Origin of the sequence: Acinetobacter sp. MYb191, assembly GCF_037572605.1 — a bacterium.
Taxonomy (GTDB): domain Bacteria; phylum Pseudomonadota; class Gammaproteobacteria; order Pseudomonadales; family Moraxellaceae; genus Acinetobacter; species Acinetobacter johnsonii.
The window spans coordinates 89,498-103,856 of record NZ_JBBGZP010000010.1 but is presented as its reverse complement, the minus strand read 5'-3'; the positions used below and the strand labels follow the sequence as shown (position 1 = coordinate 103,856).

13 protein-coding genes are annotated in these 14,359 nt (G+C 40.4%); 4 read left to right on the top strand and 9 right to left on the bottom strand.

Features of this window, described 5'->3' with window-relative positions; translation table 11 throughout:
- Positions 1–7: 7 nt before the first annotated feature.
- Positions 8–1,708 (bottom strand): NAD-dependent malic enzyme, encoded by a 1,701-nt coding sequence (locus WH214_RS05940; protein WP_087013913.1) that lies wholly within the window; start codon positions 1,706–1,708, stop codon positions 8–10.
- 271 nt (positions 1,709–1,979) lie between these two features.
- Here WH214_RS05940 and WH214_RS05935 point away from each other — a divergent pair, with 271 nt between their 5' ends.
- A complete protein-coding gene (locus WH214_RS05935) occupies positions 1,980–2,579 on the top strand; it encodes a hypothetical protein (protein WP_339421881.1) in 600 nt (199 codons plus the stop codon).
- Between the two features lie 8 nt (positions 2,580–2,587).
- Here the strand turns inward: WH214_RS05935 and WH214_RS05930 are convergent, their stop codons facing one another.
- On the bottom strand, positions 2,588–2,872 hold the full coding sequence (locus WH214_RS05930) for a DUF2798 domain-containing protein (protein WP_004684392.1): 285 nt from the start codon (positions 2,870–2,872) through the stop codon (positions 2,588–2,590).
- A gap of 177 nt (positions 2,873–3,049) precedes the next feature.
- Here WH214_RS05930 and argS point away from each other — a divergent pair, with 177 nt between their 5' ends.
- Complete coding sequence (argS, locus tag WH214_RS05925) at positions 3,050–4,855, top strand: arginine--tRNA ligase (RefSeq protein ID WP_339421882.1); 1,806 nt, start codon at positions 3,050–3,052, stop codon at positions 4,853–4,855.
- A 261-nt stretch (positions 4,856–5,116) separates the two neighbouring features.
- Positions 5,117–5,719: an SPOR domain-containing protein gene (locus tag WH214_RS05920; RefSeq protein ID WP_004684390.1), complete on the top strand. Its 603-nt coding sequence runs from the start codon at positions 5,117–5,119 to the stop codon at positions 5,717–5,719.
- Positions 5,720–5,747: 28 nt separating this feature from the next.
- Here WH214_RS05920 and WH214_RS05915 read toward each other — a convergent pair whose 3' ends face one another.
- The 4 genes from WH214_RS05915 to WH214_RS05900 form a co-directional block, all read right to left on the bottom strand.
- Positions 5,748–6,347: an alpha/beta fold hydrolase gene (locus WH214_RS05915; protein WP_339421883.1), complete on the bottom strand. Its 600-nt coding sequence runs from the start codon at positions 6,345–6,347 to the stop codon at positions 5,748–5,750.
- A 14-nt stretch (positions 6,348–6,361) separates the two neighbouring features.
- Complete coding sequence (locus tag WH214_RS05910; protein WP_339421884.1) at positions 6,362–7,003, bottom strand: glutathione S-transferase family protein; 642 nt, start codon at positions 7,001–7,003, stop codon at positions 6,362–6,364.
- A 131-nt stretch (positions 7,004–7,134) separates the two neighbouring features.
- On the bottom strand, positions 7,135–7,533 hold the full coding sequence (locus WH214_RS05905; protein ID WP_086210829.1) for an OsmC family protein: 399 nt from the start codon (positions 7,531–7,533) through the stop codon (positions 7,135–7,137).
- A gap of 102 nt (positions 7,534–7,635) precedes the next feature.
- Entirely contained in the window at positions 7,636–8,583 is a 948-nt protein-coding gene (locus tag WH214_RS05900; RefSeq protein WP_004984002.1) for a pirin family protein, read from the bottom strand.
- 355 nt (positions 8,584–8,938) lie between these two features.
- On the opposite strand from WH214_RS05900, the gene WH214_RS05895 reads away from it, so the two are divergent.
- Positions 8,939–11,389 carry an AAA family ATPase gene (locus tag WH214_RS05895; protein WP_339421885.1) on the top strand — a complete coding sequence of 817 codons (2,451 nt, stop codon included), beginning with the start codon at positions 8,939–8,941 and terminating at the stop codon, positions 11,387–11,389.
- 169 nt (positions 11,390–11,558) lie between these two features.
- Here the strand turns inward: WH214_RS05895 and guaA are convergent, their stop codons facing one another.
- The 3 genes from guaA to WH214_RS05880 all read right to left on the bottom strand — a co-directional run bounded on the left by guaA (position 11,559) and on the right by WH214_RS05880 (position 14,169).
- Complete coding sequence (gene guaA, locus WH214_RS05890; protein WP_004684379.1) at positions 11,559–13,127, bottom strand: glutamine-hydrolyzing GMP synthase; 1,569 nt, start codon at positions 13,125–13,127, stop codon at positions 11,559–11,561.
- Between the two features lie 147 nt (positions 13,128–13,274).
- Positions 13,275–13,640 carry a NirD/YgiW/YdeI family stress tolerance protein gene (locus tag WH214_RS05885; protein WP_159126986.1) on the bottom strand — a complete coding sequence of 122 codons (366 nt, stop codon included), beginning with the start codon at positions 13,638–13,640 and terminating at the stop codon, positions 13,275–13,277.
- Positions 13,641–13,752: 112 nt separating this feature from the next.
- Positions 13,753–14,169: a DoxX family protein gene (locus WH214_RS05880; RefSeq protein ID WP_339421886.1), complete on the bottom strand. Its 417-nt coding sequence runs from the start codon at positions 14,167–14,169 to the stop codon at positions 13,753–13,755.
- Positions 14,170–14,359: the final 190 nt, after the last annotated feature.

Sequence of the window (14,359 nt, the reverse complement as noted above, 5' to 3'; positions counted from 1 at the left end):
TTCAGCTTTAGAAAGCGACACGTTTATAGTGACGATACTCTGGCTTCCAGAAGTTTTTCTCAATCGCGTGTTGCAATTGCTCATCACTAATAATCGGGGCTACACCTGCATCCATTGCTGCTTTGGCCACTTTGAAGGCTATCAGCTTAGAGACTTTCTGAATTTCATCAATCTCAGGCAATAAATCTGCTGTAGGGTTGGTCAACATCGGTGAGCAATCTGCCAAAGCATTACTCGATGCAATTAACATCGAATCGGTCACACGGGTTGCATTGGCCGCAATCACACCTAACCCGATGCCTGGGAAGATATACGAGTTATTGCACTGCGAAATATTATAAATTTTGCCTTGATAGTTGACAGGAGCAAAAGGACTGCCTGTCGCAATCAAAGCCTTGCCATCCGTCCAGTGAATAATATCTGCTGGCACTGCTTCAACACGCGACGTTGGATTAGACAGTGGCAATACAATCGGACGATCACAGTTCGAAGCCAAAGTACGAATCACTTCTTCAGTGAATAAGCCCGGCTGACCCGATACCCCAATCAACACGGTAGGTTTGGCATTTTTCACGACATCGAGCAGTGAAATCACCTCTTCAGCATTGCCCCATTGCGCTATCACGTCTGGTTTTTGTGCCAATTTACGTTGGAAATCGAGTAGATTCGGCTGATTTTCAGTGATTAAACCAAAACGGTCGACCATATACACGCGTGCACGCGCTTCGGCATCAGTTAAACCTTCAACTTTCATCTGCGCAACAATTTGCTCAGCAATCCCACAACCTGCTGAACCCGCACCTAAGAAGGCAACGGTTTGATCTTTGAGCTGTTTACCTGCCGCACGTGATGCAGCGATCAAACTACCCACAGAAACGGCTGCGGTACCTTGAATATCATCATTAAAACAACAGATTTCATCACGGTACTTATTCAATAACGGCATTGCATTATTTTGCGCAAAATCTTCAAATTGAATTAAGGCTTTCGGCCAACGACGCTTGATCGCGGCAATCACTTCATCAACAAAAGCATAGTACTCATCACCACTGATACGCGGTTGATTCCAACCCATATAAATTGGGTCATTCAGTAACTGCTGATTATTAGTGCCGACATCGAGGGTAATTGGTAAAGTGTAAGCTGGGCTAATACCACCACACGCGGTATATAGCGACAATTTTCCAATCGGAATACCCATACCACCAATGCCTTGGTCACCCAAGCCTAAAATACGCTCGCCGTCGGTAATCACAATGACTTTGACATTTTTCTTGTTGATGTTATGCAAGATGTCATCAATATGCGCACGGTCTGGATAAGAAATAAATGTGCCACGATGGCGACGATAGATATCCGAGAAACGCTGACAAGCCTCACCCACCGTTGGAGTATAGATGATCGGCATCATCTCACTTAAATGGTTTTCAATGAGGTGATAGAACAAGGTTTCGTTGGTGTCTTGAATGTTACGCAAATAAATGTGCTTATTGATCGCATCATTAAAAGCACAGTACTGTTGATAAGAACGCTGACTTTGTTCTTCAATACTTTCTTCAACATGCGGAATTAAACCATGCAAGTTGAAGCGAGTGCGCTCTTCTTCCGTAAATGCCGATCCTTTATTTAACAGCGGCAACTCAAGTAAGGTATTGCCCGCATAAGGGATGTATAAGGGTTGTTTTGTCTTTAAATATTCTGTCGTCATTACCTATCTCGTTATACATAGATTTAGATGAACCTATGGGGAGAATCTATGCATCTAATTCGGCTACTAGCTTAGCGCCATTTGCTCGTCTTTTGATATTTATAAGCGTGATGCAATTATCAAAGCGATTTAGTCTGAAAATAAAAATCAAACCGACTCAACGCAAAAATGACTTTACGACAGCCTTTCGGTCAAATAGCGCATGGATAAAATTTGAACTTGTATAAAGCTCAAGCTAAGCTAGCGCTTTTATTTCTTCTTTATATTAAAAATGATCATCAAAAAATTGATGTTGTTGAGCCTTACGTTTCTTTACCTCACACAAATGACAGCATGCCAATCCATTTCTACGGCACAAACTACAGTGAGTGATAAAATTACAGGACTATTTGGTCATAACGAAAAACTGCCTGAAATCGATCCCAAAGGCATTGTCGATATCAGTAAAGCTACCATCGAGCAATATGAGCAACTCAGTGCAAATTTACCCTTGAACCAATGGGTCTATTTGGAGAATGAAAAACAAGGAATTTATCAGCTACAAAACAAATCGACCGAAGGCTTTGTGCTCTCACTACGTCTGAATTGTAAAATCAGCAGTCATCCGCCTACATTTGAGCTTCAAGATGCGCAAGGCAAACGTATCTTATATGGCTATGATAAAGAAGCAGGACAGATTCAGTTTTTACTCGACAACAAAAACTATGGCAATCCCTTTGATCCATTTCAACGCCAGAGCCTGAGTCTTTTTCAACAACAGCTTGCCAGTGCCAAAGTAATTAAGCTCTTTCATGCCAGCAAACTGTATCGTTTTCAAAACCAAAATGCGGAACTCCTAAGCAAACCTGTCTCATGCCGTGAAAATAGCTAAAATGGAGGTTATTTGGGTGGGTTCAAATGTGACATATCGACAAATACACCAGTCAAACGGCGCACAATCGGCAGTACAATGAGCACTACAGGATAGGCCACCACCCAAGACATCATCCATGCGGACAGCCAAACCTGTAGGAAATTGTCCACCCAGCCCAAATTGCGCCAAAGATTGATCATCGAGATAATGCCACTCATAAAAAATGAGATAAAAAACGGCAAAATAAACATGGCGTATTTTGCTGGTAACTTGGGAATATTCCCAATGATCATAGGCCGCTGTTCAGACACGTTTTATCCTTAAAAGTATGCGTTTTGGTTTTCATCATACTGCGCTTTTCATGTTTATTGCAGCGCAATCGTTAGCAGTTTTCGAACATTTTTTATTCTATGAAAATGGATTCACCTAAAGACGTGGAAATTTGCTATATTTAGCGTTTTTCTGCGACATCAAATTTTCGACTGAATATGAACACGGCAATCCAAGCAGCTCTCGAGCACGCAGTACAAAACCTTCAAGCTGAAGGTATCCTTCCAGCAGACTGGAACAACAGCAGTACTTTGACGCGTACCAAAGACCGAAGCCACGGGGATTTCGCGTCCAATATCGCGATGATTGCCTCTAAAGCTGCGGGTATGAAGCCTCGTGATTTAGCCGAAAAAATTCTTGCTGCGCTGCCTGAAGTGGCGGACATCAGCAAAGCAGAAATCGCAGGGCCAGGCTTTATTAACTTCTTTTTAAATGCTGACCAACGTTTTGCTGTACTTGATCAAATTCAAGCGCAAGGCAAGCAATTTGGTCGTACTCAAGCCAATGCTGCGAAAAAAATCCAAGTGGAATTCGTTTCTGCCAACCCAACATCGAGCTTGCACGTTGGTCATGGTCGTGGCGCTGCCTATGGGATGACGGTTGCAACGTTGCTTGAAGCAACAGGTGCAACAGTAGACCGTGAATATTATGTGAATGATGCAGGCCGTCAAATGGACATCCTTGCAACATCTACCTATTTACGCTACCTCGAATTAACAGGCCAAGAACTGGTTTTCCCTAAAAATGCTTATCAAGGCGATTACGTTAAAGAAATCGCGCAAAGCATTATCGATGCTGATGGCGATGCCTACGTCCGCCCTGTAGCAGACGTCTATAAAGATGTTCCTGAAGATGTACAATATGCAGAAGAACTCGATGCCGAAGGCAATAAAGTTGTCCTTTCAGGCGATAAAGAAAAGCACATTGATGGTTTAATCCATAATTCACAAAGCTTAATCGGTGAAGCTTACCGCGTATTCCACCAAGCAGCGCTGAATGCGATCTTAGATGACATCAAAGATGACTTGGGCGAGTTTGGTGTAACCTTTAACCAATGGTTCAGCGAAGCCTCATTGACAGACAAAATTGATGAAGCTTTAGAAACTTTAGAACAACGTGGTTTCTTATACGAAAAAGACGGCAACATTTGGTTCAAATCGACTGAATTTGGCGATGAAAAAGACCGTGTTGTGAAGCGTCGTAATGGACAAACCACTTATTTTGCTTCTGACATTGCTTATCACCTGAACAAATTACAACGTGGCTATACCGATATCATTGATATCTGGGGCTCAGACCACCATGGTTATATTTCACGGGTCAAAGCCGCGATTGATGCCTTGGGTTATGACTCGAAAAAACTCACCGTTCTATTGGTTCAGTTCGTCAGCCTATGGCGTGGTGGTGAGATGGTACAAATGTCATCTCGTTCTGGTCAGTTCGTGACTTTACGTGACCTGCGTAAAGAAGTGGGCAACGATGCTGCACGTTTCTACTACGTGATGCGTAAGTCTGAGCAACACATTGACTTTGACTTAGACCTTGCAGTTTCACAAAGCAAAGACAATGCGGTGTACTACATCCAATATGCGCATGCACGTGTCAATCGTATGGTCGATGTGAAAGCACCTGAAAAAGGTATTAGTTTTGATCGTAGCAAAGCAGCTGATTACGATGCGACCTTATTAATTCTTGACGCTGAAACTGAAATTCTTGCCAAACTTGCAGCCTATCCAGAAATTGTGCTTCGTGCTGCAAATAGCTATGAACCACACCAAGTGGGTAACTATTTGAAAGAGCTCGCGGCCTTATTCCATGGTTGGTATAACTTGGATAATACAAGAATTATCGACGAACAAAATATTGCCCTTTCGCAAGCCCGTTTATTACTTTCAATAAACGTACAACAAGTTTTGCGTAATGGTTTAGAGTTACTAGGTGTGTCTGCACCTGAAGCCATGTAATAAGTGAAGCAAAGCTTCACACATGGCTGCTTGAGGTAACGATGTAAAAAGCAACGCTTTGCACATCATCGCAAGATGAAGGGCTTTGCCCGAAGTAGCCATATAAACCCTAATGTATTGCTCGCTTTGTGAAACTTGAATTTTGCAAAGCGATTCTTTATTTTACGATGACGCCTCTTTTAATTCCTTGAGGCCAAGTACTAAAATAAAGAAAAGAATGGGCCAGTCCCTCATATTGATTAGAAGAAAAGAGGTTTCCACGTGTTTGGAAAAACGCAGCGCGGTGTATCTGAAAGACCGAACAAACCCAAAAAGCCACTGATTCCAGCTTGGCTCGGTACACTTGTGGTCATTTTAATCGTGCTCTGTTTTGCTGTAGCACTGTTACTGTGGAAGCCTTGGGCACCAGTGAAGCCGAAAGGTCAAATCACTTCGGAACATTATCAAGAAGAAACCAATAAAGACTACCGTTTCTACGACTTACTGCCACAGCAGCAAGTGACGCCAATTCCTGATCAAGCCATTCCTGAAACCAAAGATAATCCAAGCACCGTGGTGATTGTTGAAGCACCTGCTGCCGAAGAAAGCACCCCTGCTGAACCAGGTTTAACCGAAGCAGCACCAACACCGCAAGCGCCAAGTTTTATATTACAAGTGCGTAGTTATCCTGACCCAGACAGTGCCGATGCACGTCGTGCAGAAATTATCTTAAATGGTCTCTCTGCCGATGTCGTCAAAACCGTTGAAGGCGGCCAAACATGGTATCGCGTGATTTCAGGGCCATATGACTCACAAGAAGCTGCAGTGATTGCGCAACAAACCCTACAACATAGTGGCATTGACTCAATTGTGGTCAAACGCTAAAAATAAAAGGATGCCTCGGCATCCTTTTTTATACTCTGAGTTTGGCAAGAAAATTTTGAATCAATTGCGTAACATGTTCCGCATGCACATAAGCCAAATCATGTTGACCCTGTGACACGATGTGCAATTCAGCATGTGGTATTTGACGGTGTAAGAACTGCCCCACTGCAACAGGGCTAATCGGATCTACATCGCCCCAAATCAACAAAACTGGACACTGGATACGCTCCAGACTATCCGTCAAATCAGACTGATGCTGAACAAACCAATCTGGAACCGTAAAGCTCTGTTGATAATCCTCTCTCCAGTCCGCCACCTGAAAAGAACTTAAATCAATACCGCCTGAGGTTGCCACAAGTACCAAAGCCTGCACCTGCTCAGGTTTTTTTAGGGCAGCTTGTACTGCAAAAATGCCACCCATCGATTGTGCAACGACCACAGAAGGCTGTTGAATTTGATTCAATACATCGTCTTGTAAGTCCTCAAAATTCTGCACATCCACATCATCAGGATAGTCACCAAAGCTCGGATAAGCGACGACCATGCTTGAATCGTCCTGTAGGCGTTGGATAACAGGTTGCCAGAATGTCGTATTTCCCGATGCACCGGGCAAAAAAATCAGGTTCAAATCATCACCACCCACTAGAACCCACTGAGCTCTTTGGCTTTTTTAAAGGCTGGGCGCTGCTGAATACGCTGTGCATAAGCAACCATTTGAGGATTATGGGCTTTTACCCGCTCTTGCATCGCCACCACAGGAAAGCTCATTTGAATATCGGCAAAGGAAAAATCACCTGCAAAATAGTCGTGTTGAGATAAATAATTTTCCAAATATGCACTGTGCTCTTTCAAGCGTGGATTAATAAAACCGCCTTTCACCCCATCACAAATTTTATTGGCAAACGGTTTAATTAGAAATGGAACATGCTTGGGTACATTACTCATCACCAAGGTCATAACCAAATATGGCATCAACGAGCCTTCGGCATAATGCATCCAGTAGTTGTATTGCATTAAGTCCTTTGGATTTTGCGGTTTAAACTTGTGCTCCGTATCGTAGGTAGCTTGCAGGTATTCCAAAATCACTGCAGATTCTGCTATGACCAAATCACCATCGGTCAAAACGGGGGCTTTACCTAAGGGATGAATGTTTTTTAACTCAGGTGGCGCAGCATAGGTCGGTAGGCGTTTATAAAACTTCACCTCATACTCCAACCCTAACTCTTCCAAAGCCCATAAAATGCGTAAAGAGCGTGAATGTTCCAAATGGTGCAGGGTGATCATTGTTTTACCTTTTGTTTTAATTGAAATCTAGCACTCACTTTACGCTAAAATTTGGATTTTGCACCTGTCGATACACATGAATATCCAGTCGCACAAAATCCTTTACCGCCTATAAAAAACCGTCAAACGAGTTAAACAATTGAGGTTTCAATCTCGACGGAACGTAATAAAGTTTTAGTGACTGGTGTTTTTTGACAGATATCCAAGATTTTTTGGCGTGCTTCTTCTGTCAATGTTTGCTCAAACGACAAACGACGACTAATCCATTCTCGGCCTTCTTTATTGGCATTAAAATCTGCTTCCACACTAAAAGCCCCCCACTCGATACCTTTGTGCTGCGCATACATCCGTAGGGTAATCATGGTGCAGGAAATCAAACCTGTACAAATAAAGTCATAAGGTGCTGGGCCTTTGTCCTGACCGCCAAAAGACGCTGGTTTATCGGTAATGAATTGATGTCGCCCACTACTCACTTCACCAGACCATGCTTCAACGCATGTTTTGACTTCCGCATTCGCAATTATTGCCATATTTTTATTATCCTATTTTTCATTGATATTATTTTGAATAGGTTTCAAGTATTGAAACTGCCCACCTATTCTGTTGTTGAACGATTTTTCGCAGTATTCCCTTTATTTTGAAGCGCGCATTTGGTCTGGAAATGCTGGTGCTTCCAAGCGCGGACCTTCATAGTCAGGAATGGAACCAAAACGTTCATCTTGTGCAATCCACTGATCACGCGCAATTTTCAATTCTTCTTGAGTACGACCAACAAAGTTCCACCACAGTAGAATTGGACTTTCAAAGGGTTCACCACCTAACAGTAACAAGCGGCTGCCAGCATGGATTTCAATTTCAATCGCACTTACACCCTGCTCGAGTACCACCATATTGTCTTCTGTCAGTTCGTGCCCATTGACCGTGGCCGTTCCTTCTAAAGCCATAAAGCCATATTCAAAGTTTGGATTGAGTGTTAAACGGGTTTTGGTGCTTTCTGTTGCGCTTAAGTCCACTCCTAACAGCTCGGTATAAACACTCACAGGTGAGGTAGTATTTAAAAACTCTCCGACCAAAACAGTAAACTCCACCCCATCTTTTTCCACCACTGGCAGTTCTGGATAGTGATCGAAACGGGGTTCAACAGCAATTTGTGCATCAGGCAATGCAATCCACAATTGTGCCGCATGCATTTTAGTTTCTGTATCTGGTGCGACTTCTGTATGAGAAATTCCATGTCCTGCGGTCATTAGGTTGACCTGTTTTGGACGAATCAACTGTTTGCTGCCCAAACTGTCGGTATGCATCATGGTACCTTCAATCATCCATGTAAAGGTTTGCAAACCGATATGCGGATGTGGGCCAACATCTAAACCATCCCCTTGTGGGAAGGTTACAGGGCCTGCGTGATCTAAGAAACACCATGCACCAATCATTCGTTTATGGCGACTTGGCAGCGCGCGTTTGATGACCGTCCCTTGGCCGATTTCAGCACTTCTCAGTGGAAACTCTTGAATGAATTGATTTACGTATTTTTCACAGTCATCCGAATGTGAAAGTTCAGTATAGTTATTATTCGTCATGTGCTTACTCATTACAGATCCATATGTCCTAGATCATAACAAGCAGATTCCCAACTGCACATCCCTAAAAATAGAATGCTGATTCTTAAACTTGGGACAATATCTTGTGTTTTCAAAACCTAACTACAAGGCAATGAGTGGATGTAAAAATATTGTTACATCTTTCTCCCTATATGTCTTAGGAGTTCATACGCATCTGCTCAAAGCTCTGTAAATGTATAAACCACTCAAAAAAACTAGAACTGATAAAAAATTATAGAATTTGATTGAATAGCATTCAATTCTGAAAAAATTTAGATATTATTTACCAAGCAATAAAAACTTTATTATTCAATAAAAATAGGCTGAAAATTAAGTGAAAATCAAGAGCATTGCAAAAATTGATAATTTTGGGATTTTTCAAAACTTTGATTGGAATACTCATCTATCCTCCAATCCGGCTCAACAGAATCAAACTTATGACTTTAAAGATATCAATATTTTTTATGGTCGAAACTACTCTGGAAAAACTAGCCTTTCTAAAATTATCCGAGCGTTAGAAACTAAAACACTTTCACCCAAATACGAAAATCCAAATTTTAGCATTGAGCTTTCAGATAGTTCTATCATTTCTCAGAATAATCTATCGGCATTTGCTCACCCAATTCACGTATATAACTCTGATTTCATTAGAGAAAACATGAAATTTATTCATGATGAGAATGCAAATATTGAATCATTCTCAGTAACTTTGGGCGGTGAAAATCAGCAAGTTCTAGATCGTATTCAACAGTTAAAAAATGAACTAGGCTCTAATGAAGAAATCTGTAAATCAGCCCTATATCTTGATATTCACAATAAAGCTAATGAAGTTCAAAATGCCAAAACCAATCATCAAAATAAAGTACGTGACTTAGACAAAAAATTATCAGATAAAGCAACTCGAAACTCTGATTCAATTAAGAATCAACATGAACGTTTTGGGAATATTCGCTATGACAAAAGAAGTTTAGAAGCAGATATTTTTGAAGTACTACACAATAACTATCAACAACTAAACCTGACGCAAATAGAATTATTTGAAAATACTGTTCGACAACGTAAGCTATCTGCTCCCCCTGAGCTCTCACCTTATACTTTAAATTTCTCATCTCTCATCACTTCTACGAATGACATACTAAAATCAGTTGTTGGTAGCTCAGAGAAAATTGATGAACTAAAAAATAATCCCTCTCTAAATTCATGGGCGCAAATAGGACATCCCCTACATAATGATCGTACTACTTGTGCATTCTGTAATAATGAAATTAGCGATCAAAGACGCAAAGAATTAGCCAATCATTTTGATGAAGAAACAGATAAGCTCCGCGATAGAATTTCCAAAGGAATACAATATTTAGATAAGTTACTAAGTAATAGTCCATTAAATATCAGCTTTGATATGACGAACTATTACCAACAGTACCATCCTGAACTTTCTCAACTACAAACCAATCTGCAAAATGCTTTTGCCAAGCAGAAATCATCTATCGAACTGCTAAAAAAATCACTTGAGGATAAAGATAAAAAACTATTTTCAGAGTTATCAATCGAACATCCTCAAGATCATTCTACAGAAATCAAAACTATCCTTGAAAGAATTTCTCAGATTCGAACTGAATGCATTCAGAAAAATGATCAACTTTATTCTTTGCAAAACGAAGCTAAAAATGCATTACGTTTAGATCATATTTATCTCTTCTTACAATCTATTAACTACACTCAGTTAACTTCAGATATAGACCTAGCTTTTGAAGCCATTGCTCCATTAGAAATTGAACTTGCAACACTACAAACTCGAAAAACTACAATTACTACTGAAATAAAAAGTGAAGAAGACAAATTAAAATCTGAGGGTGAAGCTTGTCGACGCATTAAGAATATTCTAAATCATGATTTCGGACATCAAGCCTTAAGCCTAGAACCAATCGAAGCCAATACAACAAATGGAAAAGAGATTAAATTTGAAATCCAACGTAATGGAATAAAAGCCCATAATTTGAGTGAAGGTGAGCAAAGCTTAATTTCATTTTGCTATTTCCTAGCTAAAATTCAAGATGATTTGGAACAAGATAAAAAACCTATTATTTGGATTGATGATCCTATTAGCAGTTTAGATAGTAACCATATTTTCTTTATATACTCCTTAATTGAAGAAAAAATATGCAAAGATCAGAAATTTTTACAGCTTTTTATTTCCACTCATAATATAGAGTTTTTAAAATATTTACGTCGTATTAAAGGTGTTGAAACCGACAATTCTATTGGACAAGTTGGAGAACAAAAAAGAAAAGCAGGTTATTTCTTAATTCAACGACACGATAACTTTTCAACTATTCGACAAATGCCTCTTTATTTAAGTAAGTTTTTAACCGAATTCAATTTCTTATTTGACCAAATTTATAAGTGCGCAACAGTAAATCAGATTGATGATTCAAATTTCCATCTTTTCTACAATTTTGGGAATAATGCACGAAAATTTTTAGAAATTTATACTTTTTATAAGTTTCCATCTCCTACGTACCAACTAGATGCCCAACTTAAGACTTTTTGGGGAGAGCAAATTCACAAGACTTTGACAGATAGAATTCATAATGAATATTCTCATATGACAGGTGTACTTGAACGTGGTGAAACCATTTCTGAACAACCTGAAATGCAAAAATCAGCTAAAGCTATTATTAGTAAATTTCAACAAGAAGATATAGCTCAATACAATGCATTATTAGAAAGTATAGACATTACGATCCCGAATGACTCACTTCATCCCAATAATCAAACACCATAAAAAAGGACGCCTAAGCGTCCTTTTTCAAAAAGTAATTTTCGTCAACTGCCGCGAGCATAGCTCTTGGCGCAATTTAGGCAAGAAGCTTCGCTTCTTGAAAGCCTTTCTGCCGCAGACGCAGCCTTTGGCGTAAAACTGGCATGAAGCATTGCTTCATGAAAGCCCAGTTTTACTCCCATTCAATCGTTGCTGGTGGCTTAGACGACACATCGTAGACCACACGAGAAACATCTTTAATTTCATTCATGATGCGTGTAGAGATTTTATCTACAAGATCATAAGGAAGATGTGCGAAACGCGCTGTCATGAAGTCAACCGTTTCAACAGCACGAAGTGCAATCACCCATGCATAACGACGACCATCACCGACGACGCCAACAGATTTCACCGGTTGGAATACAGCAAAGGCTTGTGCAGTTTTATCATACCAACCGCTAGCACGAAGCTCTTGCATAAAGATATCATCTGCAAGACGTAAAATGTCTGCATATTCTTTCTTCACTTCACCCAAAATACGCACGCCCAAACCTGGACCTGGGAATGGATGACGATATAACATTTCAAACGGTAAACCTAAAGTTGTGCCTAAACGACGCACTTCATCTTTAAACAAATCACGGATTGGCTCAACCAATTCAAAAGCTAAGTCATCTGGTAAACCGCCCACATTGTGGTGAGATTTAATCACATGCGCTTTACCATTTTTGGTTGCAGCAGATTCGATCACGTCTGGGTAAATCGTCCCTTGAGCAAGGAAGTTTACGCCATCAAGCTTACGCGCTTCTTCAGCAAAAACTTCAATGAATTCACGACCAATGATTTTACGTTTTTTCTCAGGATCAACTTCACCTGCAAGTGCAGTCAAGAAACGCTCTTCAGCATCAGCACGAATCACTCGGATACCCATGTTTTTCGCAAACATGTCCATCACTTGCTCGCCTTCATTCAAACGAAGTAGGCCATTATCAACGAATACACAAGTCAATTGATCGCCAATCGCACGGTGTAAAAGCGCAGCAACTACTGATGAATCAACACCACCCGACAGACCAAGAAGAACTTTTTGATCGCCAATTTGTTGACGTAATTGTTCAACGCGTAGGTCAATGATGTTTTCAGAGTTCCACAGGCTACGACAGCCACAAATGCTGTGTACAAAGTTCGATAATAACTCTGCACCTTTTGCAGTGTGCGTTACTTCTGGGTGGAACTGAATCCCGTAAAAACGACGCGTTTCATCAGAAACCATCGCAACTGGACAGCTTGGTGTGCTTGCAGTGATTTGGAAACCTTCAGGAATCGCTGTCACTTTGTCACCATGGCTCATCCAGACTTTAAGTTGGTCTTTGGTGTCTTCAAGATCACCAATCAACTTGTCACGAACTTGGATGTTTACTTCGGCATAACCGAACTCATGTACAGTACCCGGCTCAACTTTACCGCCAAGCTGTGCAGACATGGTTTGTAAGCCATAGCAAATACCCAAAACTGGTACACCTAAGTTGAACACAACTTCTGGCGCACGTGGGCTGCCTTCTTCGTGTACGCTCTCAGGACCACCTGATAAGATGATACCGTTTGGATTAAATGCACGAATGTCTTCTTCAGACATGTCATAGGCATACATTTCAGAATATACGCCAGCTTCACGTACGCGGCGTGCAATAAGCTGGCTATATTGAGAACCGAAATCCAAAATAAGGATACGATCTTCAGTAATTTGAGTATTGGTAGTCATGACAAACAACTATGAAAGGCAAACGAATATAAGCGCCGTATTCTAGCATTTTTCCGCGCATAACGCACATAATTCGGACAAGCTTTATACAACACTTAAAACCCAATGGTTTTTATATCAAAAAGCACGCTTTCGCGTGCCTGATGTTTATTTCAAAACTTTTTCTATTTTAACGACTTCAATATCGGTTGGTTTATAACGATGTGTATCCACCTCACCCACAACCTGCACTTTATCGCCTGCTTTAATATTGGATGCTTTCCATAAATCGTCATCAATATCCAGCAAAATAACCCCTGTACCATCGCTGAACTCGTAGTGGTCTTCATTGAGATGTTTCAGCAGTGTCCCTTTTAAAGTGACCGCCGTTTCATCTTTGAGCTTTGCAATGGCTGACACAGAGACATGGTTCTTTGCAGCTTCTTGTAAAATGATATGGTCATCCTTAGCCCATGCCCCAGCGGCAAGACTTAGACTTGTAATACATAACCCTATTTTAAAAAGATTTTTCATCTTATTTTCCTCATGTTTTATTGATCTTGATCAAAACAAAAAAAAGACATCTACACCGTACTTTTTTGTAAATAGAAAAAGCAGCGTCATGAATGCTGCTTTTCATTTTGAATTATTTTTCAATCAGATGATCTAGACTCATTTTTCCAGCACCATGCAGCATTAGAAAAAATAAACCACCCGCCATGGCAAAGTTTTTCATAAAGTTAATGCTGTCTTGCGCGCCATCGTGAAAAATAAACGCGGTAATCATACTAAATAGACCTAAACCAAACGCAGCAAAACGGGCTTGAAAACCAAATAACAGCGCTAAGCCACCACCAAACTCAACTAAAATGGTTAAAGGTAATAGCGCTCCGGGAACACCCATAGACTCCATATACCCTACAGTTGCGCTATAAGCTGAAATTTTTCCCCAGCCTGCAATAAGGAAAATATAAGCCATAAGTACACGGGCAATTAAAGCTAAAACTGCATCGGTATTGGGTTGATTGACAATATTTTTGACCACAACATTTGGATTAAACATTTTTACACCTTTAAATACGTTTTATTTGAAGTTGTAGCTATCTTAATCTTCTCTATTTTTAGAATAAATATCCATTTTCATCACGCATCGTTTCAAAATAAGAACACCAATAGCTAAATTTATTTACGTTTTAATACTGACTTCTGATAACGAGACTGCTAGGATTTCCGCACTCTTTTGCTTATTTGTG

Coding starts and splice junctions, on each gene's coding strand:
- WH214_RS05940 (WP_087013913.1), bottom strand. CDS start 1,708: ATGACGACAGAATATTTAAAGACAAAACAACCCTTATACATCCCTTAT.
- WH214_RS05935 (WP_339421881.1), top strand. CDS start 1,980: ATGATCATCAAAAAATTGATGTTGTTGAGCCTTACGTTTCTTTACCTC.
- argS (WP_339421882.1), top strand. CDS start 3,050: ATGAACACGGCAATCCAAGCAGCTCTCGAGCACGCAGTACAAAACCTT.
- WH214_RS05910 (WP_339421884.1), bottom strand. CDS start 7,003: ATGATCACCCTGCACCATTTGGAACATTCACGCTCTTTACGCATTTTA.
- WH214_RS05905 (WP_086210829.1), bottom strand. CDS start 7,533: ATGGCAATAATTGCGAATGCGGAAGTCAAAACATGCGTTGAAGCATGG.
- WH214_RS05900 (WP_004984002.1), bottom strand. CDS start 8,583: ATGACGAATAATAACTATACTGAACTTTCACATTCGGATGACTGTGAA.
- guaA (WP_004684379.1), bottom strand. CDS start 13,127: ATGACTACCAATACTCAAATTACTGAAGATCGTATCCTTATTTTGGAT.
- WH214_RS05885 (WP_159126986.1), bottom strand. CDS start 13,640: ATGAAAAATCTTTTTAAAATAGGGTTATGTATTACAAGTCTAAGTCTT.
- WH214_RS05880 (WP_339421886.1), bottom strand. CDS start 14,169: ATGTTTAATCCAAATGTTGTGGTCAAAAATATTGTCAATCAACCCAAT.